We start from the raw sequence: 23,409 nt of genomic DNA, 5'->3' as shown, positions 1-23,409 counted from the left end.
CCGGGGGCCGCACCCCCGAGCGGTCCCGGGGGGGGGGGGGGGGGGAGCCCCCCCCCCCCCCCCCCCGCCCCCCCCCCCCCCCCCCCCCCCCCCCCCCCCCCCCCCCCCCCCCCCCCCCCCCCACTCCCCCCCCCCCCCCCCCCCCCCCCCCCCCCCCCCCCCCCCGACGCGGTGGCCGTCGCGCACGGTTCGGCCCGGTTGAGCTACCGGCGGCTGGACGCCTGGGCCGAGCGGATCGCGGCCGGGCTGCGCGGCCGGGACTTCCGGCCGGACGAGGTGATCGGGGTCTGGCTCCCGCGGACGCCGGCGCTGGTCGCCGCTCTGCTCGGGGTCTTGAAAGCCGGTGCGGCCTTCCTTCCGGTCGGCGCCGAACAGCCCGCCGAACGCGTCCGGCTGATGCTCGCCGAAACCGGTTCCCGGCTGGTGCTCGGCGACGCGGAACTGCTGTCCCGCCGGGGAGCCGCGACGGTGGCGCTGCCGGAGGTGATCCCGGTGCCCGCTCCGGGGCCGGGCGCGGCGCCTCGGCCGGCGCTCTCGCCGAGGGCGCTCGCCTACGTCCTTTACACCTCGGGGTCCACCGGCAGGCCGAAGGGCGTGGCCATCGAACACCGCAGTGCGGCGGCGTTCCTGCGCTGGGCGGGGCGGGAATTCGGGTCGGACGGGCTCCGGAGCGTCCTAGCCACCACTTCGGTCGGATTCGACCTCGCGTTCTTCGAGCTGTTCGCGCCGCTGGCCCACGGCGGAACCGTGGTGCTGGCCGACGACGCCTTGCGGGTGCCGGAGACGCCAGCCGCGAAGGGGGCGACGCTGGTGAACTCCGTCCCCTCGGCGGTCGCCGCGCTGCTGGACGTCGACGGCGTGCCCGCTTCGGTGGAGACGGTGAACCTGGCCGGGGAACCGCTGCCCAGGGACCTGGCCGACCGGCTGCACCAGCGCCGCGTCGTCGTCCGCAATCTCTACGGTCCGTCCGAAGCCACCACCTACGCCACCGCGGGAGTGGTCGCCGCCGACGGCCGCCCGCCGACCATCGGCGCTCCGGTTGGCACAGTCCGCGCGTGGGTGGCGGACGAGCGCGGTCAGCCGGTGCCGGACCTGGTGACCGGCGAATTACGCATCGGCGGTCCCGCCCTCGCGCGCGGCTACCACCGGCTTCCGGGCAGGACGGCGGAGGCGTTCGTGCCCGATCCGTTCGGCGCCCCCGGCAGCCGCGTCTACCGCACCGGCGACCTGGTACGGCGGCAATCCGACGGCGAACTGGTTTTCGCCGGACGCCGCGACACCCAGGTGAAAGTGCGCGGGGTACGCGTCGAGCTCGGCGAAGTGGAACAAGTGCTGCGTGCCGTGGCTCCGATTCGCGACGTGGTCGTCCTGGCTGACGGAGAAACGGCCGGGGACCGGCGGCTCGTGGCGTTCGCCAGCGCGACGCCGGGGGAGAGGCTGTCGCCGGAGCCGGCGCTGGCCGCGCTGCGTCCGCTCCTTCCGGCGGTGATGATCCCCGCGGCGATGGTCGTGCTGGCGGAGCTCCCGCACACCGCCAACGGCAAACTCGACCGGGCCGCGCTCGCGCTCCGTGCCTCCGCCGCGGGCCGCGGCCGCCGTCCGGGACAGGCTCCCCGCACGGCGCTGGAGCGCGACATCGCCCGCGAGTGGCAGCGGGTGCTCGGAATCGAGCGGGTCGGGGTGCACGACGGGTTCTTCGACCTCGGCGGGAATTCGCTCGGCCTGCTGCGGCTGCACCACGCGCTGGCCGGGACCGTCCACGCCGGACTGCGGCTGGTGGACCTGTTCCGGTTCCCCGACATCGCCAGCCTCGCCGAGCATCTCGGACAGCCCGGACTGCTCGCGGACGCGACGGCGCCCGACCCGGCGCTGGCTCGCGGCCGTCGCCGGAGGCAGCTCGCCGGGCGGGGACCGGAGGGGCGGCCATGAGCGGGGATTCGCCGCCGGACATCCGGCCGCGGGGCGGCTCGCGGCCCGGGAAGCCGGCGTCCGAGAGCCTTTCGCCCGGTCCCGAGCCCATCGCCGTCATCTCGGTGGCCGCCCGGTTCCCCGGCGCGGACACCGTCGAGCGGTTCTGGGCGGGACTGCGCGAGGGAACCGAGAGCATCGCGCGGTTCCCCGACCCCGCGCCGGAGCACCGCCCGCGGTTCGTCGGCGCGGAAGGCGTGCTCGGGGACATCGCGGGATTCGACGCGGAGTTCTTCGGCTGTTCGCGCCGGGAAGCCGAGGTGATGGATCCGCAGCACCGGATCTGCCTGGAAACGGCGTGGACTCTCTTCGACACCGCCGGATACGACCCGGCGGCGCTGGGCGTCCCGGCCGGGGTGTTCCTCTCCGCGAGCCTCAGCTCGTACCTGGTGCGCAATCTGCTGCCGAATGCCGGGCTGCTGCGCGATCTCGGCGGGTTCCCGTTGCTGATCCACAACGACAAGGACTTCGCGGCCACCACGATCTCCTACAAGCTCGGTCTCACCGGGCCGAGCGTGTGCGTCGGCTCGGCGTGCTCCTCGTCGCTGGTCGGCGTGCATCTGGCCGTGCGCAGCCTGGAATCCTTCGAATGCGACCTGGCCGTGGCGGGCGGGGTCTCGGTGCAGGTGCCGCAGGCGCAGGGCTACGTGTACGCCGAAGACGGGATCTACTCGCCGGACGGTCGCTGCGCGGCGTTCGACGCCTCGGCCTCGGGCACGGTCGGCGGCAGCGGAGCGGGGCTGGTGCTGCTGAAGCGGCTGCCGGACGCGCTCCGGGACGGCGACCGGGTGCACGCGCTGCTGCTCGGGTCCGCGGTGAACAACGACGGCGGGCACAAGCCGGGATACACCGCGCCGAGCGTCCAGGGCCAGCGCGACGTGATCGTCGAAGCGCAGGCGGCGGCCGGGGTCGCCGCCGACAGCATCGGGTACGTCGAGGCGCACGGCACCGGTACGGCGATGGGCGACCCGGTCGAGGTCGAGGCGCTCGCCGCGGCCTTCCGGCTCACCACGGACCGCACGGGGTTCTGCGCGCTCGGCTCGGTGAAGACCAACGTGGGGCACCTCGACGCGGCGGCCGGCGTCGCGGGGCTGATCAAGGCGATCGGCGCGGTGCGGGACGGCGTGCTCCCGGCCAGCCTGCACTACCGCGAGCCCAACCCGGCGATCGATTTCGCGAGCACTCCGTTCTACGTCGCCGCTTCCACCGTCCCGTGGCCGGAGACCGGCGGTCCGCGCCGGGCCGGGGTCAGCTCGTTCGGCGTCGGCGGCACGAACGCCCACGTGGTGCTGGAACAGCCGCCGGAGCCGGCGGCGGCCGAACGGGAACGCCGCCCGGTTCAGCCGCTGCTGCTGTCGGCCCGGACGCCGGCGGCACTGGACCAGGCGGGCGCCGAACTGGCGGCGTGGCTGCGGGACCGGCCAGAGGCCGAGCTGGCTGACGTCGCCGCGACGCTCGCCGGGCGGCGTGCGCATCAGTATCGGCGCGTCGCGGTGGCCGCGACGGCCGGCGAAGCGGCCGCGGCGCTGTCCGAACCGCGGCAATCGGCCAAGGCAGTCCCGGCGGGGCCGGCTTTTCTGTTCCCGGGGCAGGGCACCGGCTATCCAGGAATGGGAACCGGCCTGTGCACTGGCGATCCGGGGTTCCGGGCGCATTTCGGCGAGTGCGTCCGGCTGTCGGCGGAGCGGGGTGTGCGGCTGCCCGAACTGATCGACGCGCCCGGTTCGGCGCCCAGGGACCAGATCGCCGGGTTCTCCGTGTCCTACGCGCTGGCCCGCACGCTCATCGACTGGGGCGTCGAGCCGGCCGCCGTGCTCGGCCACAGTGCCGGCGAGTACGCCGCGGCGGCTGTGGCCGGGGTGTTCTCGCTGCCCACCGCGCTCGACCTGGTGATCGCCCGGGCCGAGGCGCAGTCCGGGCTTCCGGAGGGCCGGATGCTGGCGGTGCCGCTCGGCGCCGCCGAACTGCGGCCGATGCTCGGGGACGAGGTCGCGCTGGCCGCCGTCAACGCTCCGGACCGATGCGTGGTCTCCGGGCCGCCCGGAGCGGTGTCGGCGCTGGCTGCCCGGCTGTCCCGCGAAGGGACGCCGACCAAGGCGCTGGCCGTCCGGCACGCCTTCCATTCCGCGGCGGTCGACGGGATCCTCGACCGTTTCCGGGACGCGCTGGACGGAGCGGTGTTCGGTGCCCCGCGGCGGCCGTTCCTCTCGACCGTCACCGGCGACTGGGCCGATCCGGCCGACGTGACCCGTCCTGAGTACTGGCTGGCCCAGCTGCGCCGCCCGGTGCTCTTCGACGCCGCCCTGGACCGGCTGGCCGAAGCATCCCCGGCGGCGTTGCTGGAACTCGGCCCCGGCAGCGGGCTGACCCGGCTGGCGGCCCGCAAACTTCGCTCCAGCGCGGCTTTCACGACGAGCTGCCTGGCACCGGAGCGGGAAACCGGGCAACTGGTGCGGGCAGTGGCCGGAGCCTGGGCCGCGGGGTGCCCGGTCGACTGGGCGGCCTTCCACCGGCCGCAGAGTCCACAGAGGACTCCAGTGCCGGGGTATCCGTTCCAGCGCCAGCGGTACTGGATCGACGAGCCAGGGCGCTGGGCGGGGTTGCGGCCCGAGCCCGCGCCCTCGGGCATCGACAGCCATCCGGGGCTGCGCGCCGGACTCGAGCGGCTGTGCCAGGCGCTCTTGCTGGATTACCTGGGCACAGCGGGGATCTCCCTGGCACCGGGCGCGCGGCACCGGGTGAGCGAACTGCGCGCGGCGCTCGGGGTCGCACCAGAGTTCGCCCGGTTCCTGGACTTCGCGCTCGCGGTGCTCGCCGAGGACGGAATCGTCCGGCGCGACGGCGACGCGATCGTCTTCGCTTCGGCGCCCGCCGGCGATTCCGCAGAAGCGCACGCCAGGCTGGTCCGCGAGCACCCCGGATTCGCCGGGCTCGCCGATTTGCTGATGCGCTGCGGCAAGGCGTATCCGGAGGCGCTGCGGGATCCGCGGGCGGCGATCGGCGTGCTCTATCCCGGCGCGGACGGCGCGGTGCTGCGCCGGGAACTGGGCGAACGAACCGTCGGGCACCGATCGGCGGACACGCTGCTGCGGACGCTCGGGGACGTGCTCGAACGGCTCGCCGCCGAAGCGGACCGGCCGGTGCGGGTGCTGGAGGTCGGGGCCGGGGAGGGCACGCTCACCCAGCATCTCGCGGTCCGGCTCGGCGCGGACCGGCTGCGGTACCACGCCACGGACGTGTCGCCGCTGTTCGTCTCCGGGCTGTCGGACGCCGCCGCGGCGCGAGGCGTGCCGGTGACCACCGGGGTGTTCGACATCTCCCGCGATCCGGCCGCCCAGGGCGTTCCCGGCGGGTACGACCTGGTGTGCGGGCTGGACGTCGTGCACGCCACCCCGGACGTGGGGGAGAGCTTGCGCAACCTGAAGTCCCTGCTGGCGCCGGGCGGGGTGCTCGCACTGGTCGAGACGGTGCGGCAGGACCGCTGGCTGCCGATGATCTGGGGGTTGACGACCGGCTGGTGGGCCTACGCCGACCGGTTCCGCGACCAGGGCCCGCTGCTCGACGTCGCCCGCTGGCGGGAAGCGTTCGCGGAGGCGGGTTTCGCCGTCACCGCGGTGCGCACGGCAGCGGCCGGGCAGCCCGACGCCGCGCTCATCCTGGCCGAACCCGCGGCGGCGGGGGAGCCGGGCCCCGCGGCGGCGGCCGTGCCGGCAGCTGCCGGAAACCGGTTGTCCCGCAAGGGTCTCGCCGAATGGGCCTACCTGCCCGGCTGGCGGCACGCCGCCCCGGCGCCCGATCCGGAGCCGCGGCCCGGCCGGACTTGCCTGCTGCTGGCGGACGGCCCGCTCGGCTCGGCGGTCGCCGAACGGCTCGGCGCGCTCGGCGTCCGGACCGTCTTCGCTCCAGCGCGGCACGACGGCTTCCGCGAGCTGCTCGCGGCGCAGAGCCAGCCACCGGACCTGGTCGTGCACCTCGGGCCGTTCGAGGCGGCGGAGCCAGGGCGGCCGCTCGGCCCGGACCTGGTGCGCGACGGGCAGCTCGCCGGACTGCACAGCCTGCTGGACCTGGCGCGGGCGTTCGGCGCGGAACCCGGCCACCGGGTGCGCCTGGTGGCTGTCACCCGCGGAGCGCAGCCCGTGCTCGCTGACCTGGAGCATCCGGAACACGCGACGGTGGCGTCCGCGGCCAAGGTGATCCCGCGCGAGCTGCCTTCGCTGTCCTGCACCGCGATCGACCTGGGGCCCGCCGAAACCGGCCACGCGGGATTCGCGGACCGGATCGTCGCGGAGCTGCTGGACCCGGCCGCGCCGCCCGAGATCGCCTACCGGGGACGGCAACGGTTCGAACGCGGCTACGAGCCGCTGCGGCTCGCCCCGGCGGGCACGCGGCGAAGCGGCGGGGTCTACCTGATCTGCGGCGGGCTCGGCGGCATCGGGCTCAGCCTGGCCGAGCATCTCGCGCCAGGGGCTCGCGCGCTGGTCCTGACCCGGCGCACCCCGTTCCCCGAACCCGGGGAATGGCCGGGCTACCGCGCGGCTCATCCGGAGGGAGACGACACCACTCGCCTGATCGACCGGCTCAGCGGGCTGGTCGCGGGCGGCGCCGGGCTGCTGGTCCGGCAGGCCGACGTAGCGGACGAGGCCGCGATGCGCGAGGTCGTCGCCGAGGCGGAGCGGCGGTTCGGGCCGGTCACCGGGGTGGTGCACGCGGCCGGGACCCCGGACACCGCGGGCATGATCCAGCGGCGCGACCGGCGGGCGACCGACGAGGCGATCGCGTCGAAGGTCCTCGGGCCGGTCGTGCTCGACGCCGTCCTCGGCGAGCGTCCGCTGGAGTTCTTCGTGCTGTGCTCCTCGATCGGGAGCGTGCTGCACAAGCTGAAATTCGGCGAAGTGGGCTACGTGGCGGGCAACGACTTCCTCGACGCGTTCGCCGGCTGGCGCGCGGCGCGCAGGAGCGGCCGGACGGTGGCGATCGGCTGGACCGACTGGACCGAAGCGGGGATGTGGGCCTCGGCGCAGGAAAGGCTGAGCGCCCGCTACGAGGCGGCGGGCCCGGACGTCGCCGGGCCGGGCGGAGATCTGCTCGGCGGGATCAGCCGGGCCGAAGGAGCGGAGCTGTTCGCCCGCGTGCTCGCCGGGCGGCCGGCGCCGCGGGTCCTGGTCTGCGCCCAGGAGCTGGCCGCGCTCCTGGCCAGGCACGAGGCGTTCAGCACCGACGACCACCGCGCCGCGGTGGCGGGCCTGCGGATCGCGCCGGCGAAGCGGGACCGCGCGACGCTGTCCGCCGAGTACCAGCCCCCCGGATCGCCGCTGGAACGAAGCCTGGCCGCCTGCTGGGCGAGCCTGCTCGGCGACGACGCGATCGGCGTGCACGACGACTTCTTCGAGCTGGGCGGCGATTCGCTGATCGCGCTCCGGCTGCTGGCGGTCGTGCGGGAGCGATACGGGGTCGAACTGTCGATGGCGCAGCTGTTCGACGCTCCGACGATCGCCGCGCAGGCCGAGGCGATCGGCCATGCCGCGGGCGGGGACCAGGAAGAGGTGCTGCTGTGAACGCCCCTGCCGAGTCCGAGTCCATTGTGGACGCCACGGTGTTCCTCGCGCGGCTGCGCCGGGAGGGCGTTACCGTCACCGCGGAGGGAGACCGGCTGCGGTGCTCGGCGCCGCGCGGCGTCCTCACCGCCGAGCTGCGCGCGAAAATCTCCGCGCGCAAAGCGGAAATCCTCGGCGCACTGCGCGACGCCGGAACGATCCCGGCGCTCGGCGGCACGCGGTTCCCGCTGTCCTTCGGCCAGGAACGGCTGTGGCTGTCCCACCGGTTCAACCCCGGGTCCAGCGCGTACCACCTCCCGCTGCACGTCCGGCTGACCGGGACGCTGGCCGTGCCTGCTTTGCGCACGGCGCTGGGCGGCCTGATCCGCAGGCACGCCGTTCTTCGCACCCGGTACCCGGTCGTGGACGGGCAGCCGGTCGCCGAGGTGGGTCCGGCCGGGCGTCCGGAGCTGCCGCTGGTGGATCTCACGGGCGTCCCCGCGTCGCGCGCGAGCCGCAGGATGGCCGCCGTGCTGGCGACCCGGCCATTCGACCTCGCGAAGGGCCCGGTGCTGCGGGCTGTGCTGTTCCGGCGGAATCCTGACGACCACGAGCTGGTGCTGGTCCGTCAGCACATCGCGAGCGACGGCTGGTCGCTGGGCGTCCTGCTGGGAGACCTGGCCGAGTTGTACCGCGCGCACTCCGGGGGAACCCCGGCGCGGCTGGCCGCTCTCGAGGTGCAGTACGGCGATTTCGCGGCCTGGCAGCGGAAGCGCGCCGCGTCCCCGGAATTCGCCGGACGCCTCGCGCGGTGGACCGCCGCGCTCGCGGGCGCGCCCGCTCGGCTGGAGCTGCTGGACCGGGCGTCCGCCGCGGGAGCCGGCCGCCCGGCCGGGCTGGTGCGGTCCCGGATCGGCGAAGAACTCGCGGGAGGGCTCCGCCAGCTGGCCGCCCGGCGGCGCACGACCCTGTTCCCGGTCCTGCTCGCCGGGTTCGCGCTGGCGGTGGGCAGCTTGGCCGGACAGCGCGAGCTGGTGATCGGCAGCCCGGTGGCGGGGCGCACCCGCCGCGAGCTGCTGCCGCTGGCGGGCTGTTTCGTGAATTTGCTGCCGCTGCGGATCGACCTGTCCGGCGACCCGGGTTTCGCCGAGCTGGCGGCCCGTGCCGCCGCGGTCGTCCGGCAGGGGCTCGACGACCAGGAAGTGCCTTTCGAACGGATCGTCGAGGCGGTGCGCCCGGAACGGTCGCTCGCCGAGACTCCGCTCGTCCAGCTCGCTTTCGCGTTCCAGAACACCCCCGCGCCGCGCATCGCGCTGCCCGGCCTCGCCGCAGCCGTGCTGCCCTCGCCGCCGGTCGCGGCGAAGTTCCCGCTCACCATGACGGTGTCCCCCGAAACGACGGGGCTGGACCTGGAGCTGGAGTTTGACGAAGCGCGGCTGCATCCCGCGACGGCGGCCGAGATCGTCACGCGGACGGTGACCGCGCTGCGGCACGCGAGCGCGGACCCGGACCGCCCGGTGTCGGCGATCCGCTGGGCGACCGCGGGTCCGACGGGGCCCGCCGTCGAAGCGACCGCCGGAACCGGATGCCTGCACAGGGAATTCGAGCGAATCGCCGCCTCGCGGCCCGACGCGGTGGCGGTCAGCGCCGGCGGACGTCAGGTCAGCTACCGGGAACTCGACCGGCGGGCCAACGGGCTGGCGCGGATGCTGCGGGCGGCCGGCGTCGGCCGGGAGAGCCTGGTCGGACTGTGCGCGGCGCCGTCGATCGAGCTGGTCGCCGGGATGCTGGCGATCCTCAAGGCGGGCGCGGCCTACGTCCCGATGGACCCGGCTGATCCGCCCCGGCGGCGGGCGGAACTGGCGGCCGCGGCGGGGATCTCGGTCCTGCTGACCCGGCCGGAGGTCCGGCACGCCCCGGAACTCGCCGCCGAGCCGTTGTCCCTCGACGGAGCACCGGCCGGCGGACCGGTCCGGACGCCGGTCGCCCCGGGCAATCTGGCCTACGTCGTGTTCACCTCGGGGTCGACCGGCGCGCCCAAGGGCGTGCTGGTCAGCCACGCCAACATCACCGCCGTGCTGGCCGGGTGCCGGGCCGCGCTGCCGGAGCTGCGCGGGCGGCAGACCTGGGCGATGCTGCATTCCCCGGCGTTCGACTTCTCCGCCTGGGAAATCTGGGGCGCGCTGACCGGAGGGGACCGGCTGCTGATCGTGCCGCCCGAAACCGTCCGCGCCCCGGACGAACTGTGCGCGACGCTGCTGGCCGAGCGGGTCAGCGTGCTGAGCCAGACCCCGGGCGCGTTCCGCGCTCTGCTGCCGGCAGCGCTGCGCAGCGGCCTGCCGCTGTCGGCAGTCGTCCTCGGCGGCGAATCCTGCGAGGTGGCCAGGCTCGCGCCCTGGTTCGACCGTTACGGCGATCGCGCGCCCGCCCTGGTCAACATGTTCGGCATCACCGAGACCACGGTGCACGTCACCGTCCGCCGCCTGCGGCAGGCCGATGTCACGGGTCCGATCGCGAGCCCGCTGGGACAGGCTCTGCCCGGTCAGCGGGTCGAAGTCCTCGCCCCGGACGGAAAGCCGCTGCCGGCCGGAGGGCAGGGCGAACTGGCGGTGAGCGGGGCGGGGGTGGCGCGAGGCTATCTCGGGCGTCCCGGCCTGACCGCGGACCGGTTCCGGCCCGCGTCGCACCGGCCGGGCGCGCGGAGGTATCACTCCGGGGACCTCGTCCGGCTCCTGCCCGGCGATCTCGGCTACCTGGGCCGCCTCGACAAGCAGGTCTCGCTGCGCGGGTTCCGGGTGGAGCCCGGCGAAGTCGAGGCCGCCGTGCTGGCTCACCCCGGAGTTCGCGACTGCGCGGTCGTCCCGCGCGGCTCGGGCGACCGGCAGCGACTGGTCGCGTATCTGGTCGCCGAGCCCGGGACGGCCGCTTCGGAGCTGTCGAGCGGAGCGCTGCGCGATTTCCTGTCGGACACGCTCCCGCGCTATCTCGTCCCCGGCCAGTCTGTCGTGCTGGACCGGATCCCGTTGACCAGGAACGGGAAACTCGACGCGGACGCACTCCCCGAGCCGCCGCGGGAACCGGACCGGCGGCGCGGGCGGGCTCTGGCCACCCCGGCCGAGAAGACCGTCGCCGGGCTGTTCGCCGAGGTGCTCGGCTGGCCCGATGCCGCCGGGATCGGCGGGCAGGACAACTTCTTCGACCTCGGCGGCGACTCCCTGCTGGTCACCCGGCTGCACTTCCGGCTGGTCGCGGAGTTCGGGATCGATCTGCCGGTGCGGAAGGTGTACCAGGCGCCGGACGTCGCGGCGCTCGCCGCCGCGGTGGAGCGGCTCCGGGCCGAGCGCCGGCGCGACCTGATCCGGGAGGCGCTGGGGCGAGCCGAAGCCGCCGGACGGGAGGAGACGCGATGACCGCGCACACGGTGCGAAGCATCGTCGACATCGCCCGGGCGCACGCCGAGACCGCGCCCGGCCGTCCCGCGTACCTTTTCCTCGCCGACGGGACGACCGAATCGGCGAGCCACGACTTCGCCGGCATCGATCGGCGGGCCAAGGCCATCGCGGCCGAACTCGCCGCGCGCGGCTGCCGCGGCGAGCGGGTGCTGATCGCGTACCCGTCGAGCATGGAGTACGTCGAATCGTTCCTCGGCTGCCTGTACGCGGGAAGCGTCGCGGTGCCCTGCGACGCGGGGCAGACCGGGCCCGGCGCGGAACGGCTCGCCGCGATCCGCGCGGACGCCCGGCCCGCGCTGGCGTTGTGCCTGCCGGAGAACGACGCGGAGCCGCTGGCCGGGCTGCCCCGGCTCGACGTCCGCGCAGTGCCCGGCGACGCGGCGGAAAGCTGGACCGATCCCGGTCCCGGCGAGCTCGCGTTCCTGCAGTACACCTCGGGCTCCACGAGAACGCCGAGCGGCGTGCTGGTCACCCACGCCAACATCCTCGCCAACGAGCACGCGATCCAGGCGGCCTGCGGCAACGACCGGGATTCGACGTTCGTCGGCTGGCTCCCGCTGTTCCACGACATGGGGCTGATCGCGAACCTGCTGCAGCCGTTGTACCTCGGCTCCCGTTCGGTGCTCATGCCGCCGGAGGCGTTCCTGCGGGCGCCTCTCGCCTGGCTGCGCGCGGTGGGCGAATACCGGGCCCGGGTCAGCGGCGGCCCGAACTTCGCGTACGAACTGTGCCTGCGGCGCATCGGCGAAGAGGACCGGGCCGGGCTCGACCTGTCGGGCTGGGCCGTGGCCTACAACGGCGCGGAACCGGTCCGGCACGACACGATGCGCCGGTTCGGCGAAGGATTCCGCGCGGCGGGCTTCGCTCCGACGGCGCATTTCCCGTGCTACGGCTTGGCGGAAGCGACCTTGATCGTGGCCTCGACCCCGGTTGCGGAGCCGCCGTCGACGTTCCGGGCCGACCCCGCCGAACTCCGCCGCGGCGCCGTCGTCCCGGCGTCTCCGGGAGACCCGGGCAGCACCCTGGTCAGCAGCGGCTTTCCGGTGGCGGGCACGGAGGTGCTGCTGGTCGACCCGGAAACCCGCGAGCCGGTGCCGGACGCCCGGGTCGGCGAGATCTGGCTGCGGGGCGGCGGGATCGCCGCCGGATACTGGAACCGGCCGGCGGAAACGAAGGAGGTCTTCGGCGCGCGGCCGGCCGGGACCCGGGGCCTGCCGTGGCTGCGAACCGGAGATCTCGGCTTCCTGCTGGGCGGCCGGCTCTATCTCACCGGACGGTGCAAGGACCTCGTCGTCGTCCGCGGGGAGAACCACTTCCCGCAGGACCTGGAGTACACCGCCGAGCGCGCGGACCCGGCACTCCGGCGGTCCTGCGGCGCGGCGATCCCGGTGGACGTCGACGGCGTCGAAGAGCTGGTGCTGTGCTACGAACTCGCTTCCCCGGGCGGCGTGGCGGATCTGCCCGCGATCGCCGCGCGGGTCCGCCGGGCGATCGCGCTACGGCACGGGATCGAGACCCGCCGCGTCGTGTTCGTGGCCAAGGGCGGGGTGCCGAAGACGACGAGCGGGAAGGTGCGCAGGCAACGCTGCCGTCAGTCCTATCTGGACGGTGAACTGCCGGTGCTCGGCGTCGTCGGGGCCGGCCGGGCCGAGCTCCCGGAACTGCCGAGCCGGGAGGAACTCGCGGTGGCCGGGCCCGAGGACCGGGCGGCGGTGCTGGCGTCCGCGCTCGGCCGGGCCGCGGCGGCGCTGGCCGGGACCGCCGGTTCCGCCGGGCCGGACGAACCGCTGGTGCGGCTCGGACTCGATTCGCTGGGCGCGACCGAACTGCGCCATCTGGTCCAGCGGCGGTACGGGGTGGACCTGGGCGTCAGCGCGCTGGCCGGGACCCCGGACGAACTCGCCGCGCGGGTGCTGTCCGGCGCCTCGGCCGCGGCCGGGAATCCCGCGGCCCCCGGCGCCGACGGCCGCTACCCGCTGACCGAGGGCCAGGAAGCCCTGTGGTTCGAACACGAACTGGACCCCGGCGGGGCCGCTTACACGCTCGCGCGGGTGCTGCGGTTCGCCGGCCCCCTGGACGTCGCGGCCCTGCGCCGCGCGGTGGACGCGGTGGTCGCCCGGCATCCGGCGCTGCGCACGAGGTTCCCGGTCCGCGACGGCAAGCCCTGGTGCGAGCCAGTGCCGATCGGACCGGGCCTGCAGGTGGTCGACGTGCGCGACGAAGACCTGCCGGCCCGGCTGCTGGACCTCGCCGAGCGGCCGTTCGACCTGAGCGCGGCGCCGCCGTTCGCCACGACCTTGCTGCGCCTCGACGAACGCACCCACCTGCTGGTGCTGACCGCGCACCACCTCATCGCCGATCTGTGGTCCTTCCTGGTGCTGCTCGGCGATTTGCGAACGGCGTACGAGGGAGAGACCAGCGGACTGCCGGCCGACCGCACGGAAAGCCGGAATCCGCACGCCGTCGCGCTGGCCGTCGCGAAGGACTACGCCGGCTCCCCGGCGTACGTGCGGGACCGGGACTTCTGGCACGAGACGCTGGCGGACGCGCCGCCGGATCTCGAGCTGCCGGTCGACCGCCCCCGGCCGCCGGGCCGTGACTTCCGCGGTTCCACCGCGGACTTCCGGCTGCCGCCCGGCCTTGTCCGCGAACTGCGCGCGCTGGCCCGGGACGCGTCCTGCACGGTGTTCACCGTGCTGCTCGCGGCTTACCGGGCCCTGCTGCACCGCTACACCGGGCAGGCGGATCTGGTTCTCGGCACCCTCCTCGCCGGACGGGACACCGCCGAACTCGCCGGAGCCGTGGGCTACTTCGTCAACCCGGTCCCGCTCCGTTCCCGCTGTCCGCGCGCCGTCTCCTTCCGCGCGTTGCTCGCGGACACCGGTGATCTGCTGCGCGAGGCGGTCGAACACGGCCGGTTCCCCTTCCGCCGGCTGGTCACGGAACTGGCTCCGCCCCGGGACGCCGGTCGCGCGGCGTTGGTGCAGAGCCAGTTCGTGCTCCAGCAGGAGTACGGCGAACCGGGCGAGGAACTGTTCGCGCTGGCGCAGGGAGGCACGGGGCAGACCGGCTTCGGCGCGGCGAGCGTCTCGCCGGTCGAGGTGCCGCGCCGCTGGTCGCAGCTCGACCTGAGCCTGAGCATGGCTCGGCTGGGCGACGAGCTGACCGGCCGCTGGGAGTACCGGACCAGCCTGTTCGACCCGGCTACGGTGTCGGCGATGTCCGCGCACTTCGCCGGACTGCTGCGCGCGGCGGTCGCGGAGCCGGACCGGGCCGTGGCGTCGATCCCGCTGGAGGACACCGGAAGAGACGGCTGGGGGCTCGTCCGCCACCGGCCCGACCCCGGGGGTCTGCACCGCTTGGCTGCCGCGGCGGCGAGCGCGAAACCGGACGCGACGGCCGTGCTCGCGCCGGACGGCGCCGGCGGCTGGACGCAGCTCAGCCACGGCGCCCTGCACCGGGCGGCGATCAGCGTCGCGGCCGGGCTGCGCGCGCTCGGCGCCCGGCCGGGCGAGCCGGTGGCGGTGCTGCACCGGCGCAGCGCCGCGCTGCCGATCGCCTATCTCGCCGTGCTGCACGCCGGATGCGCGGTGCTGCCGCTCGATCCGGACGACCCCGCGCCCCGGCACGCCGTGCTGCTTTCCGGCAGCGGAGCCAGATTCCTGCTCACTGGCGACGGCCTGCGAGACCAGGCCGCGGCGCTCCCGGCCGAGATCCTGGACACCGCGGAGCTGGCCCGGCGCGCCGGCGGCCGGTACTCGGCACGGGTCCATCCGGAGCAGCCCGCGTACCTGCTCTACACCTCGGGCTCCACCGGGACGCCCAAGGGCGTGCTCGTCCCGCATCGCGGCATCGTCAACCGCTTGTGCTGGATGCAGGAGCACTTCAGTCTCGGCGCCGGGGAACGGGTGCTGCACAAGACTCCGGTCGGGTTCGACGTCTCGTGGTGGGAGCTGTGCTGGCCGCTGATCGCCGGCGGCACGGTCGTTCTCGCGCCGGACGGGCTGCACCGCGATCCGCACGGACTGGCGGAGCTCGTCACCCGGGCCGGGATCGGCACCACCCACTTCGTGCCGAGCCTGCTCACCCCGTTCCTCGCCGAAGCGGCCCGGCTCGGCCCGGCCGGCTCCCCGCTGCGCCGTGTGCTGTGCAGCGGGGAGGAACTGCCCGCCGCCGCCCGGGACCGGTTCCGCGACCTGTTCGGCACGGGAATCGAACTGCACAACCTCTACGGCCCGACCGAGGCGTCGATCGACGCGACCGCTTGGCATTGCGCGCCGGCCGAGGAGGGCCCGGTGCCGATCGGCCTGCCGATCAGCAACACCTCCGCCCGGGTGCTCGACGGCTGGTTCGCTCCGGTGCCGCGGCCGGTCCCCGGCGAATTGTTCCTCGGCGGCGACGGCCTGGCCACGTGCTACGCCGGGCGCCCGGGCCAGACCGCGGCGGCGTTCCTCCCGGACCCCACCGGCTCCGGCGGACGGATCTACCGCACCGGCGACCGCGCCCGCCGCCGGGCGGACGGCGCGCTGGTGTTCCTCGGCCGGACCGACCAGCAGGTCAAACTGGGCGGGCACCGGATCGAACTCGGCGAAGTGGCCGGATTGCTCCGCGCCCAGCCGGGCGTGACCGACGCCGCGGCGGTCGTCCGGGACGGCCGCCTGGTCGGCTATGTCAGCGGGCCGGCCGACCCGGCCGCGCTGCGCGAACGGCTGCGCCGGACGGCGCCCGCCTACCTCATCCCGGCCCAGCTCGTTCCAGTCGACGCGCTGCCGGTCACCGCGAGCGGCAAGCTGGACCGGCGAGCCCTGCCGGCACCGGAAGCGGAACCGCCGTCGAGCACAGCGAGGACCGAGACCGAACGCCGCCTCGCGGAACTGTGGGCGCGTCATCTCGGCAAGCCCGCGGTCGACGTGCGCACTGATTTCTTCACCCTCGGCGGCGACTCGATCCTGGCGATCCGGATCGCGGCCGAGGCCAGGGAAACCGGGGCCGGGTTCACCGTGCCCGACCTGCTGGCCCACCCCACTGTCGCCGCGCTGGCCGCCCATCTCGACGCGCAGCCGGAAAGCGCCGATCCGCGGCCGGAAACGGCGTTGCCTCCGTTCGCGCTGTGCCCGCGGCTGGCCGGGCGGGCGGGACTGGACGACGCGTATCCGGTCTCGATGGCGCAGCGGGCGATCCTGGCGCATCGGGACAACGACCCCGGATACGAGGTGTACGCGACCAGCGTGGCGGTCGCCGTCCCGCTGAGCGCCGCCGCGCTGGCGCGAGCCGTTCGCCAGGTGCTGGCCCGGCATCCGTATCTGCGGTCGTCCTTCGACCTCGCCGGCCAGGCGGAACCGACGCAGCTCGTGTGGTCCTCGGCGCCCCGGCTGCCGATCGAAGTGGTCGACCTCAGCGCTGATCCGGCCCGCGAGGAACGCTTCACCGCGTGGCTGGCCGCCGAGCGCAAGCGGCCGTTCGACCTGGACCACGGGCCGCTCGTGCGCTTCACCGCGCACGACAACGGCGCCGGTTTCCGCCTCACGGTCAGCAGTTTCGCCCTCGACGGCTGGTGCACCGCGATCGTGCTCACCGAGGTGCTGCGCGGATACCGGGCGGCTGCGCACGGGGAGAACTGGGATCCGGACCCGCCGCGGGTCGGCTACGCGGACTTCGTCGAACTGGAACGCGCCGCGATGCGTTCGCCGGAACAGCGCGAATTCTGGGCGGCGGAACTGCGCGGCGCGCGGCCGTCCGTGTTGCCGTACCGGCCTCTGGAGCCGAAGGGACCGGTGCTGCAGCAGCGGATCGTGCTGGAGATCGGCGACGAGGTCCGGGACGGGCTCGCCGCGCTCGCCGCCGAACTCGGTCTGGGGCTCAAACATGTCCTGCTCGGCGCGCACCTGCGGGTCGTGCGGTCGCTGACCGGCTCCGCTGACGTGGTCACTGGTCTGGAGACCAACGGCAGGCCGGAGCGCCGGGACGGGGACCGGGTGGTCGGGGTGTTCAACAACATCCTCCCGCTGCGAGCCGCGGTGCCGGACGGGGCGAGCTGGGCTGACCTCGCCCAGACCGCGTACGCCGCCGAGAGCCGGACCTCGCCGCACCGCCGCTACCCGCTCGTCGCGCTGAACCGCGAGTTCGGCGCCGGGCGGCTGTTCGACACGCTCTTCGTCTTCACCCACTTCCACCTCTACCGTGATCTGTCCACAGTGGACGATCTGGCGGTGTCGGACCTGCGCGCGCCCGATCAGACGTACGTTCCGCTGACGGCGCACTTCAACGTCGACGCTGTTTCCGGCCAGCTGCGCTTGCTGCTGGAAGCGGACCCCGCGAGGCTCGCCGCCGAGCAGGCCGAGGAGATCGGCCGGTGGTATCTCTCCGCATTGGACGCCGCGGCGCGGCATCCGCGCGAACCAGCAAGGCCGGCCGGTCCGACGGGGACCTCCGCCGCTGAATCCGCGGCGCCGCCGGATCGCGCGGTGCACGAGCTGATCGAAGCGGCCGTCCGCGGCGGACCTGACCGGATCGCCTTGTTCGAAGACGGAAAGCAACTCAGCTATCGGGGCCTGTGGACCGCTTCGGCGCGGCTCGCGGCAGCGTTGCAGGCGGCTCACGCCGGGCCGGACTCGGTGGTCGGGCTCTGGGCCGAGCGCAGCATCGAGTACGTCGTCGCGCTGCTGGCCGTCCTCCGCGCCGGGGCGGCCTATCTGCCCGTTGATCCGGCAACCCCGCCGGAGCGGGTGGCCGCATTGCTCGCCGACGCGGGCGCGGGTGCGCTGGTGCTGCCCCCGGGCGTGCCGGCGCCGAGCGGTGTCGAGCCCGAAACCGTGCTGCGCGGGGACTTCCCTCAGCCCAGCGGGAGGTACCGGCGTCCGGAGCTGAACGGAGAACACCTGGCCTGCGTCATGCCCACCTCGGGATCCACCGGACGCCCGAAGCTGGTCGGCGTGCCGCATCGGGGCCTGGCCGGTTACCTGCGCTGGTGCGTGCCGTATTACGGGCTCACCGAACGCACCGTCGCCCCGGTGCACTCCTCCCCGGCCTTCGACCTGACGGTGACGTCCCTGCTCGCCCCGCTGATCGCCGGGGGAACCGCGGATCTGCTGCCCAGCACCGAAATCACCCGGCTGGGCAAGGCGCTGACCGGCCGCCACACACTGCTGAAGATCACCCCGTCGCATCTGGCCGCACTCGCCGGCCAGCTCACCGCGCAGCCGCGCGCCCTCGGCCGGCTCACCGTGGTGGCCGGCGGCGAGCAGCTGAACGGCAAGCAGGTCGCCGCGCTGCGTGCAGCCGTCCCGGATGCCCTGCTGTACAACGAATACGGTCCGACCGAGACCGTAGTCGGCTGCTGCGTGCACCCGGTCGGCGCGGCGGACGGCCCGGTCCCGATCGGCGGGCCGATCACGGGCGCCTCCGCGACCGTGCTCGCCGGGACTCCCGGTGAACTGGCTGTCGGCGGCTTCGGCGTGACCAGGGGATACCTCGGCCGGCCCGCGGACACCGCCGAGGCGTTCGTGCCCGATCCGGAGCGGGCCGGCGCCCGGCGTTACCGCACCGGCGACCTGGTGCACCGGCTCCCCGGGGGCGCGCTCGTTTTCCGGGGGAGAGCCGACCGGCAGGTCAAACTTCGCGGATACCGCGTGGACCTCGGCGAGATCGAGCACGCGCTGGCGGCGCACCCGGACGTGGCTCTGGCCGCCGTTCTCCTCCGGGAGACGAGTGCCGGATCTCCGCGGCTGGTCGCCTACTGGAGCGGAGAACCGGAAAGGCCCGCGGCGGAACTGCGGAGCTGGGTCGCCCGGCGGCTGCCCGCCCGGCTCGTGCCCGCCGAGATCCGGTGGCTGGCCGTGCTGCCGCTCGCCCGCAGCGGCAAGGTCGACTACGCGGCGCTGGCCGCGCGGCCCGAACGCCGGGAAAGGCTGGTGGACCGGCTCGAACGGCTCACCGAAGAGGAAGCGGCCCAGCTGCTGCGCGAAGCGAGCCAGCCGGGGAGCCCGTCGCACGCCGGAGGTCACGATGGCCGAGCCTGATCCGCGCGTCGAGCGGCTGTCCGGGACGAAACGGGAACTGCTGTCCCGGTGGCTGGCCGGCAGTCCCGCCGCCGCGACGCCGGAGACCAGTGCCGAACGAACCGTCGCCGCGATCTGGAGCGAGGTGCTCGAAGCCGGCGAAATCGGGCACGACGACGATTACTTCGCGCTGGGCGGGGATTCCGTGCACGCCATCGTGATCGTGGCCAAGCTGGAAGAAGCCGGGCTGCGGATCACCGCGCAGGACCTGTTCGACCTGGCCACCGTGCGGCGCGTCGCGGAACGGGCCGTTCTGGGCGCGGTGCCGTTCGCGCCGTCCGGCTCGTCGCGCACCGAACATCCGCTCGGCCCGATGCAGGAAGGCATGCTCTACCACTCGGCCGGGGGCAGCAGCCCGGGTGCTTACGTCGTGCAGGTCTGCTGTTCGCTGACCGGCGAACTCGACCCGGCGGCGTTCCGCGCGGCCTGGGCCGCCGTGCTGGCCGCCACCCCGGCGCTGCGGGCGTCGTTCGGCTGGGCCGGCCGCACCCAGCCGCACCAGGTCGTCGCCGCGACGCCCGAACCGGAGGTCGAGTACCTCGACTGGCGGGAGCGCAGCGTGCCGGAGCGCGCAGCGGCGCTTGCGGGGTACCTCGACCGGGATCGCGAACGCGGGTTCGACCTCGGCCGGGCCCCGCTGTTCCGGCTCGCGCTGATGCGCGAAACCGAGACAGCGTGGCGCTGCGTCTGGACCCACCACCACCTGATCCTCGACGGCTGGTCGCAGCAGCTCGTCCTCGCCGACGTCCTGGCGAGCTACGAGGCTCTGCTGTCCGGAGCCGAACCCCGGTTGCCGAAGCGGCCCGCGATGCCGGACTACCTCGACTGGCTCCGGTCCCGGGACGACGACGCCGACCTGGCTTTCTGGAACGGGCAGTTCGCCGGGCTGCCGGGGCCGTCCCGGATCGCCGGGCCCGGGTGCGTGCGGGGCCGGGCGATCGCACCGCGGCGCGGAGAAGTCGCGGCGACCCTGCCGGAGACCGCGACCGCGGCGCTGAACTCGGTGTGCCGCGGACACGGGCTCACCGTCAGCACCGTGCTGTACGGCGTCTGGGGGTTGCTGCTCACGGAGCTGTGCGGCAGCGCCGACGCAGTCTTCGGCGTCACCGTTTCGGGCCGTCCGCCCTCGCTGCCGGGCGCCACCGAACTGGTCGGCATGCTGATCAACACCGTGCCGCTGCGGGTGCGCTGCGCCGGCGACGCCGCGGTCCTGCCCTGGCTGCGGGAACTTCAGGACCGCTTGGCCGGAATGCGCGAGCACGGGCATCTTCCGCTGTCCCGCATCACCCGGGCGATCGGCCTCGCCCGCGGCGAGACGCTGTTCGACACCATCGTGGTGATCGAGAACTTCCCGGTCACGGTCACCGACGGGACGTCCGGCGCGCTGGCGATCGGCGACGTGCGCACCCTCGTCGACGAGGGCTATCCGCTGGTGCTCGAAGCGGTTCCCGGAGCGGAGATCCGGCTGCGGGCCCGGCACGATCCGTCCCGGCTGCCCGCGACGGCGGTGCGCGGAATGCTCGACGCCTGCACCGGCTGCCTCGGCGCGTTCGCCGCCGATCCGGACCAGCCGCTGTCCCGGCTGCGCGCCCGCTTGGCCGAACAACACCGGCTTCGCCGCGAACAGGAATTCCTCGACCGCCGCGAGAGCGCGGGACAGCGGCTGCGGACAGCGCGGCGACGGGCGGCGGACACGCATCCGGGGGAGGGGTCATGACGACAGTGGCGGTGACCGGGGCCGGCGGATTCATCGGCAGCCATCTGGTCCGCGCGGTGCGCGAGCGGTACCCGCGGGCACGGGTGCGCGGCGTGGATCTGCGGCGTCCGGAGTACGGGCCGAGCGAGGCCGACGAGTTCGTGATCGCCGATCTGCGCGAGCGCGCCCGCTGCGCCGAAGCGGTGGCGGGTGCGGACGTGGTGTTCGCGCTGGCGGCCAACATGGGCGGGATCGGCTGGACGCACGCCGCGCCCGCCGAGATCCTGCACGACAACCTGCTGATCTCGGTCAACACCGTGGAAGCCTGCCGGGAGGCGGGCGCGGGCACGGTCGTCTACGCCTCGTCGGCGTGCGTGTACCCGAATTCGCTGCAGGACCGCCCGGACAGCCCGCCGCTGCGCGAAACGCCGGTGTTCCCGGCGGATCCGGACATGCAGTACGGCTGGGAGAAGCTCACCGCCGAGATCCTGTGCGACACCTACCGCCGGACCCACCGGATGGACATCAAGATCGCCCGGCTGCACGCCATTTACGGCCCTCGGGGCAGTTTCGCGGGGCTGCGCGCGAAATCCCTGTCCATGCTCTGCGGCAAGGTCGCCGCCGTCCCCGGGCGCCGCGGCGAGATCGAGGTCTGGGGCGACGGCACCCAGACCCGGTCCTATTGCTACGTCGGCGATTGCGTCGCCGGACTGCTCCGGCTCGCCGAATCCGCGGTGGACGAACCGGTGAACATCGGGTCCGAGGAGCGGGTCAGCATCGCCGATCTGGTCGGCCGGATCGCGGCGATCGCGGGCAAGGAGATCGTCCCGCGCTACCGCGGCGACAAACCGGTCGGGCCGAAGGGCCGGGTCTCGGACAACACCCGGTGCCGGCGGCTGCTCGGCTGGCAGCCCGGCACCTCGCTCGACGACGGGCTGCGCCGCACCTACCGCTGGATCGAAGAGCAGGTCGCGGCCGGGCGCGCCGGAACACGGGTCGCGCGATGAGCCCGCGGGGGAGCGCCCGGGACTTCGGCCGGCTGCTGCTGGGCCATTTCCGGCGATACCGGAACGGGAAGCTGCAGGACGTCGTCACCGAGGCGCTGCGGGACGCCGAGGGCGGCCGCGCATGGATGATCGACGCGCTCAACGGCACCATCCGGGTCCGGCGGGAGCTGAGCTACGCGTTGCGGCTGGAACCGCGGCGGCTGCGGACCAAGCTGACGTCTCCGGCGGCCGGGCCGGCCCAGCCCTTGCCGCTGTCGCTGCTGTGCCCGACCCGGGGCCGGGTGGACGGTCTCGCGGAATTCCTGCGCAGCGTGCAGCGGACCGCGGCGGCGCCGGGCCGGATCGAGGTCCTCTGTTACGTCGACGAGGACGATCCGGCGCTGCCCGGGTACCGGGAGCTGTTCGGCCGGGTGCGCCAGCGCCGCGGGCCGCTGGGCCGGTGCGCGCTGCACGTCGGCCCGCCGATCGGCGTCGCGGCGGCCTGGAACCGTCTCGCCGGGCAGGCCGCCGGAGCGTTTCTGCTGATGGCCAACGACGACCAGCTCTACGTCGACCACGGCTGGGACACCGCCCTCGACCGGCGCGCGGGCGAACTCGCCGCGCTGCACGAGGATTCCGTGCTCTGCCTCTACTTCGACGCCGCGCAGTACCCCGGCGACGGCCGGGACTTCCCGATCGTCAGCCGGGACTGGTACGAGACGCTCGGCTACTTCGTGCCGACGATTTTCCAGCAGTGGGAGGTCGAGCAGTGGGTCTTCGACCTGGCCGAGCGGCTGGGCCGGCTGTACCCGGTCTCCGGGATCTTCGTCGAGCACCGGCACTACCAGGAGTACAAAGCCCCGTTCGACGAGACCTACCAGCGCCACCGCATGACGAGGGAGAAGTCCTTCGCCGACCACGCGCTGTTCCTGCGCACCGAACGCGAGCGGGCCGCCGAGGCCGCCAAGCTCGCGGCCCGCATCGCGCGCGGACGCCGGGACGCACCGGCGACCGGCGCGCAGGTGAGCGAAGCGTCCGCCGTCCGCGCCCGAAGGCGCTATCGCGGGCTCATCGACGAGCTGCACGCCGCCGGGCAGCGAGAGGCCGCGATGGAGTGCGCGGAACTCGCTGTGCGCCAAGGGTTGTGGGCCTCGCCGCTGCACCGCCCGGTCGACTACCGCCGCGATCTGCCGGTGCGGGCGGAGCACGACGCCGCGGACTTCTGGTTCACCGCCCGCCTCGCCGAGCGGCACGAGGCGATCGCGGCGGAGGTGCGCACCGCGTTGACCGGCTCCTGGCCGGACTCGGCCGTGCTCTACCGCGACGGCGCGTGGACCGCCGCGGCGGCGGCACTGCCGATCACCGCCGAGGTCCTCGACGGCATCCCGGAAGCGCTGGTGTTCCCCGGCGCGACCGTGGAACTGCGGCGGCTGCGCCCGGGGGTTTGCCTTCCGCCGGCCTGCGGGCCGAGCAACGCGTTCCTGCGGGTGGAATTCGGCGTCGCGGTCTCGGCGGAAAGCGGGATCCGGATCGGCGAGAAGACCGCTGCTTGGCCCGAGGGCGGCTGCCTGGTCTTCGACGACGGGCTGGAGCGCGAACGCTGGCACCGGGGCTCCGAACCGGCGGTCGTGCTGAGTTTCCGGGTCCAGCGTCCCGGGCAGTCCGCTTCGGACGGAGAACCCGCCGGGCACGCGGTCGAGGCGGGGCGGTGACCGG

The 23,409-nt window shown here is 74.4% G+C and carries 7 protein-coding genes; all 7 read left to right on the top strand.

The genetic code is table 11. The features are described 5' to 3' along the window. The first annotated feature begins 171 nt into the window (after positions 1–171). The 7 genes from ACZ63D_RS18975 to ACZ63D_RS18945 are packed head-to-tail and all read left to right on the top strand — an operon-like array spanning position 172 to position 23,405. Complete coding sequence (locus tag ACZ63D_RS18975; RefSeq protein ID WP_465355625.1) at positions 172–1,929, top strand: non-ribosomal peptide synthetase; 1,758 nt, start codon at positions 172–174, stop codon at positions 1,927–1,929. Beyond that, positions 1,926–7,523 (top strand): type I polyketide synthase, encoded by a 5,598-nt coding sequence (locus ACZ63D_RS18970; RefSeq protein WP_465355624.1) that lies wholly within the window; start codon positions 1,926–1,928, stop codon positions 7,521–7,523. The genes ACZ63D_RS18975 and ACZ63D_RS18970 overlap by 4 nt, the downstream gene beginning before the upstream one ends. Continuing rightward, positions 7,520–10,912 (top strand): non-ribosomal peptide synthetase, encoded by a 3,393-nt coding sequence (locus ACZ63D_RS18965; RefSeq protein ID WP_465355623.1) that lies wholly within the window; start codon positions 7,520–7,522, stop codon positions 10,910–10,912. The genes ACZ63D_RS18970 and ACZ63D_RS18965 overlap by 4 nt, the downstream gene beginning before the upstream one ends. Next, the gene (locus tag ACZ63D_RS18960) at positions 10,909–18,972 is read left to right on the top strand and encodes an amino acid adenylation domain-containing protein (protein WP_465355622.1); all 8,064 of its coding nucleotides are present in this window, start codon (positions 10,909–10,911) and stop codon (positions 18,970–18,972) included. Before ACZ63D_RS18965 ends, ACZ63D_RS18960 begins: the two co-directional genes overlap by 4 nt. Next, positions 18,959–20,728 (top strand): condensation domain-containing protein, encoded by a 1,770-nt coding sequence (locus tag ACZ63D_RS18955; RefSeq protein WP_465355621.1) that lies wholly within the window; start codon positions 18,959–18,961, stop codon positions 20,726–20,728. Before ACZ63D_RS18960 ends, ACZ63D_RS18955 begins: the two co-directional genes overlap by 14 nt. Further along, a complete protein-coding gene (locus ACZ63D_RS18950) occupies positions 20,725–21,714 on the top strand; it encodes an NAD-dependent epimerase/dehydratase family protein (RefSeq protein ID WP_465355620.1) in 990 nt (329 codons plus the stop codon). The genes ACZ63D_RS18955 and ACZ63D_RS18950 overlap by 4 nt, the downstream gene beginning before the upstream one ends. Next, the gene (locus tag ACZ63D_RS18945; protein ID WP_465355619.1) at positions 21,711–23,405 is read left to right on the top strand and encodes an aspartyl/asparaginyl beta-hydroxylase domain-containing protein; all 1,695 of its coding nucleotides are present in this window, start codon (positions 21,711–21,713) and stop codon (positions 23,403–23,405) included. Before ACZ63D_RS18950 ends, ACZ63D_RS18945 begins: the two co-directional genes overlap by 4 nt. Positions 23,406–23,409 lie beyond the last annotated feature (4 nt).

This window comes from Amycolatopsis sp. NPDC104775 (genome assembly GCF_055583325.1).
Note: the sequence above shows the minus strand (reverse complement) of the source record. Positions and strands in the feature narration are given on the sequence as shown.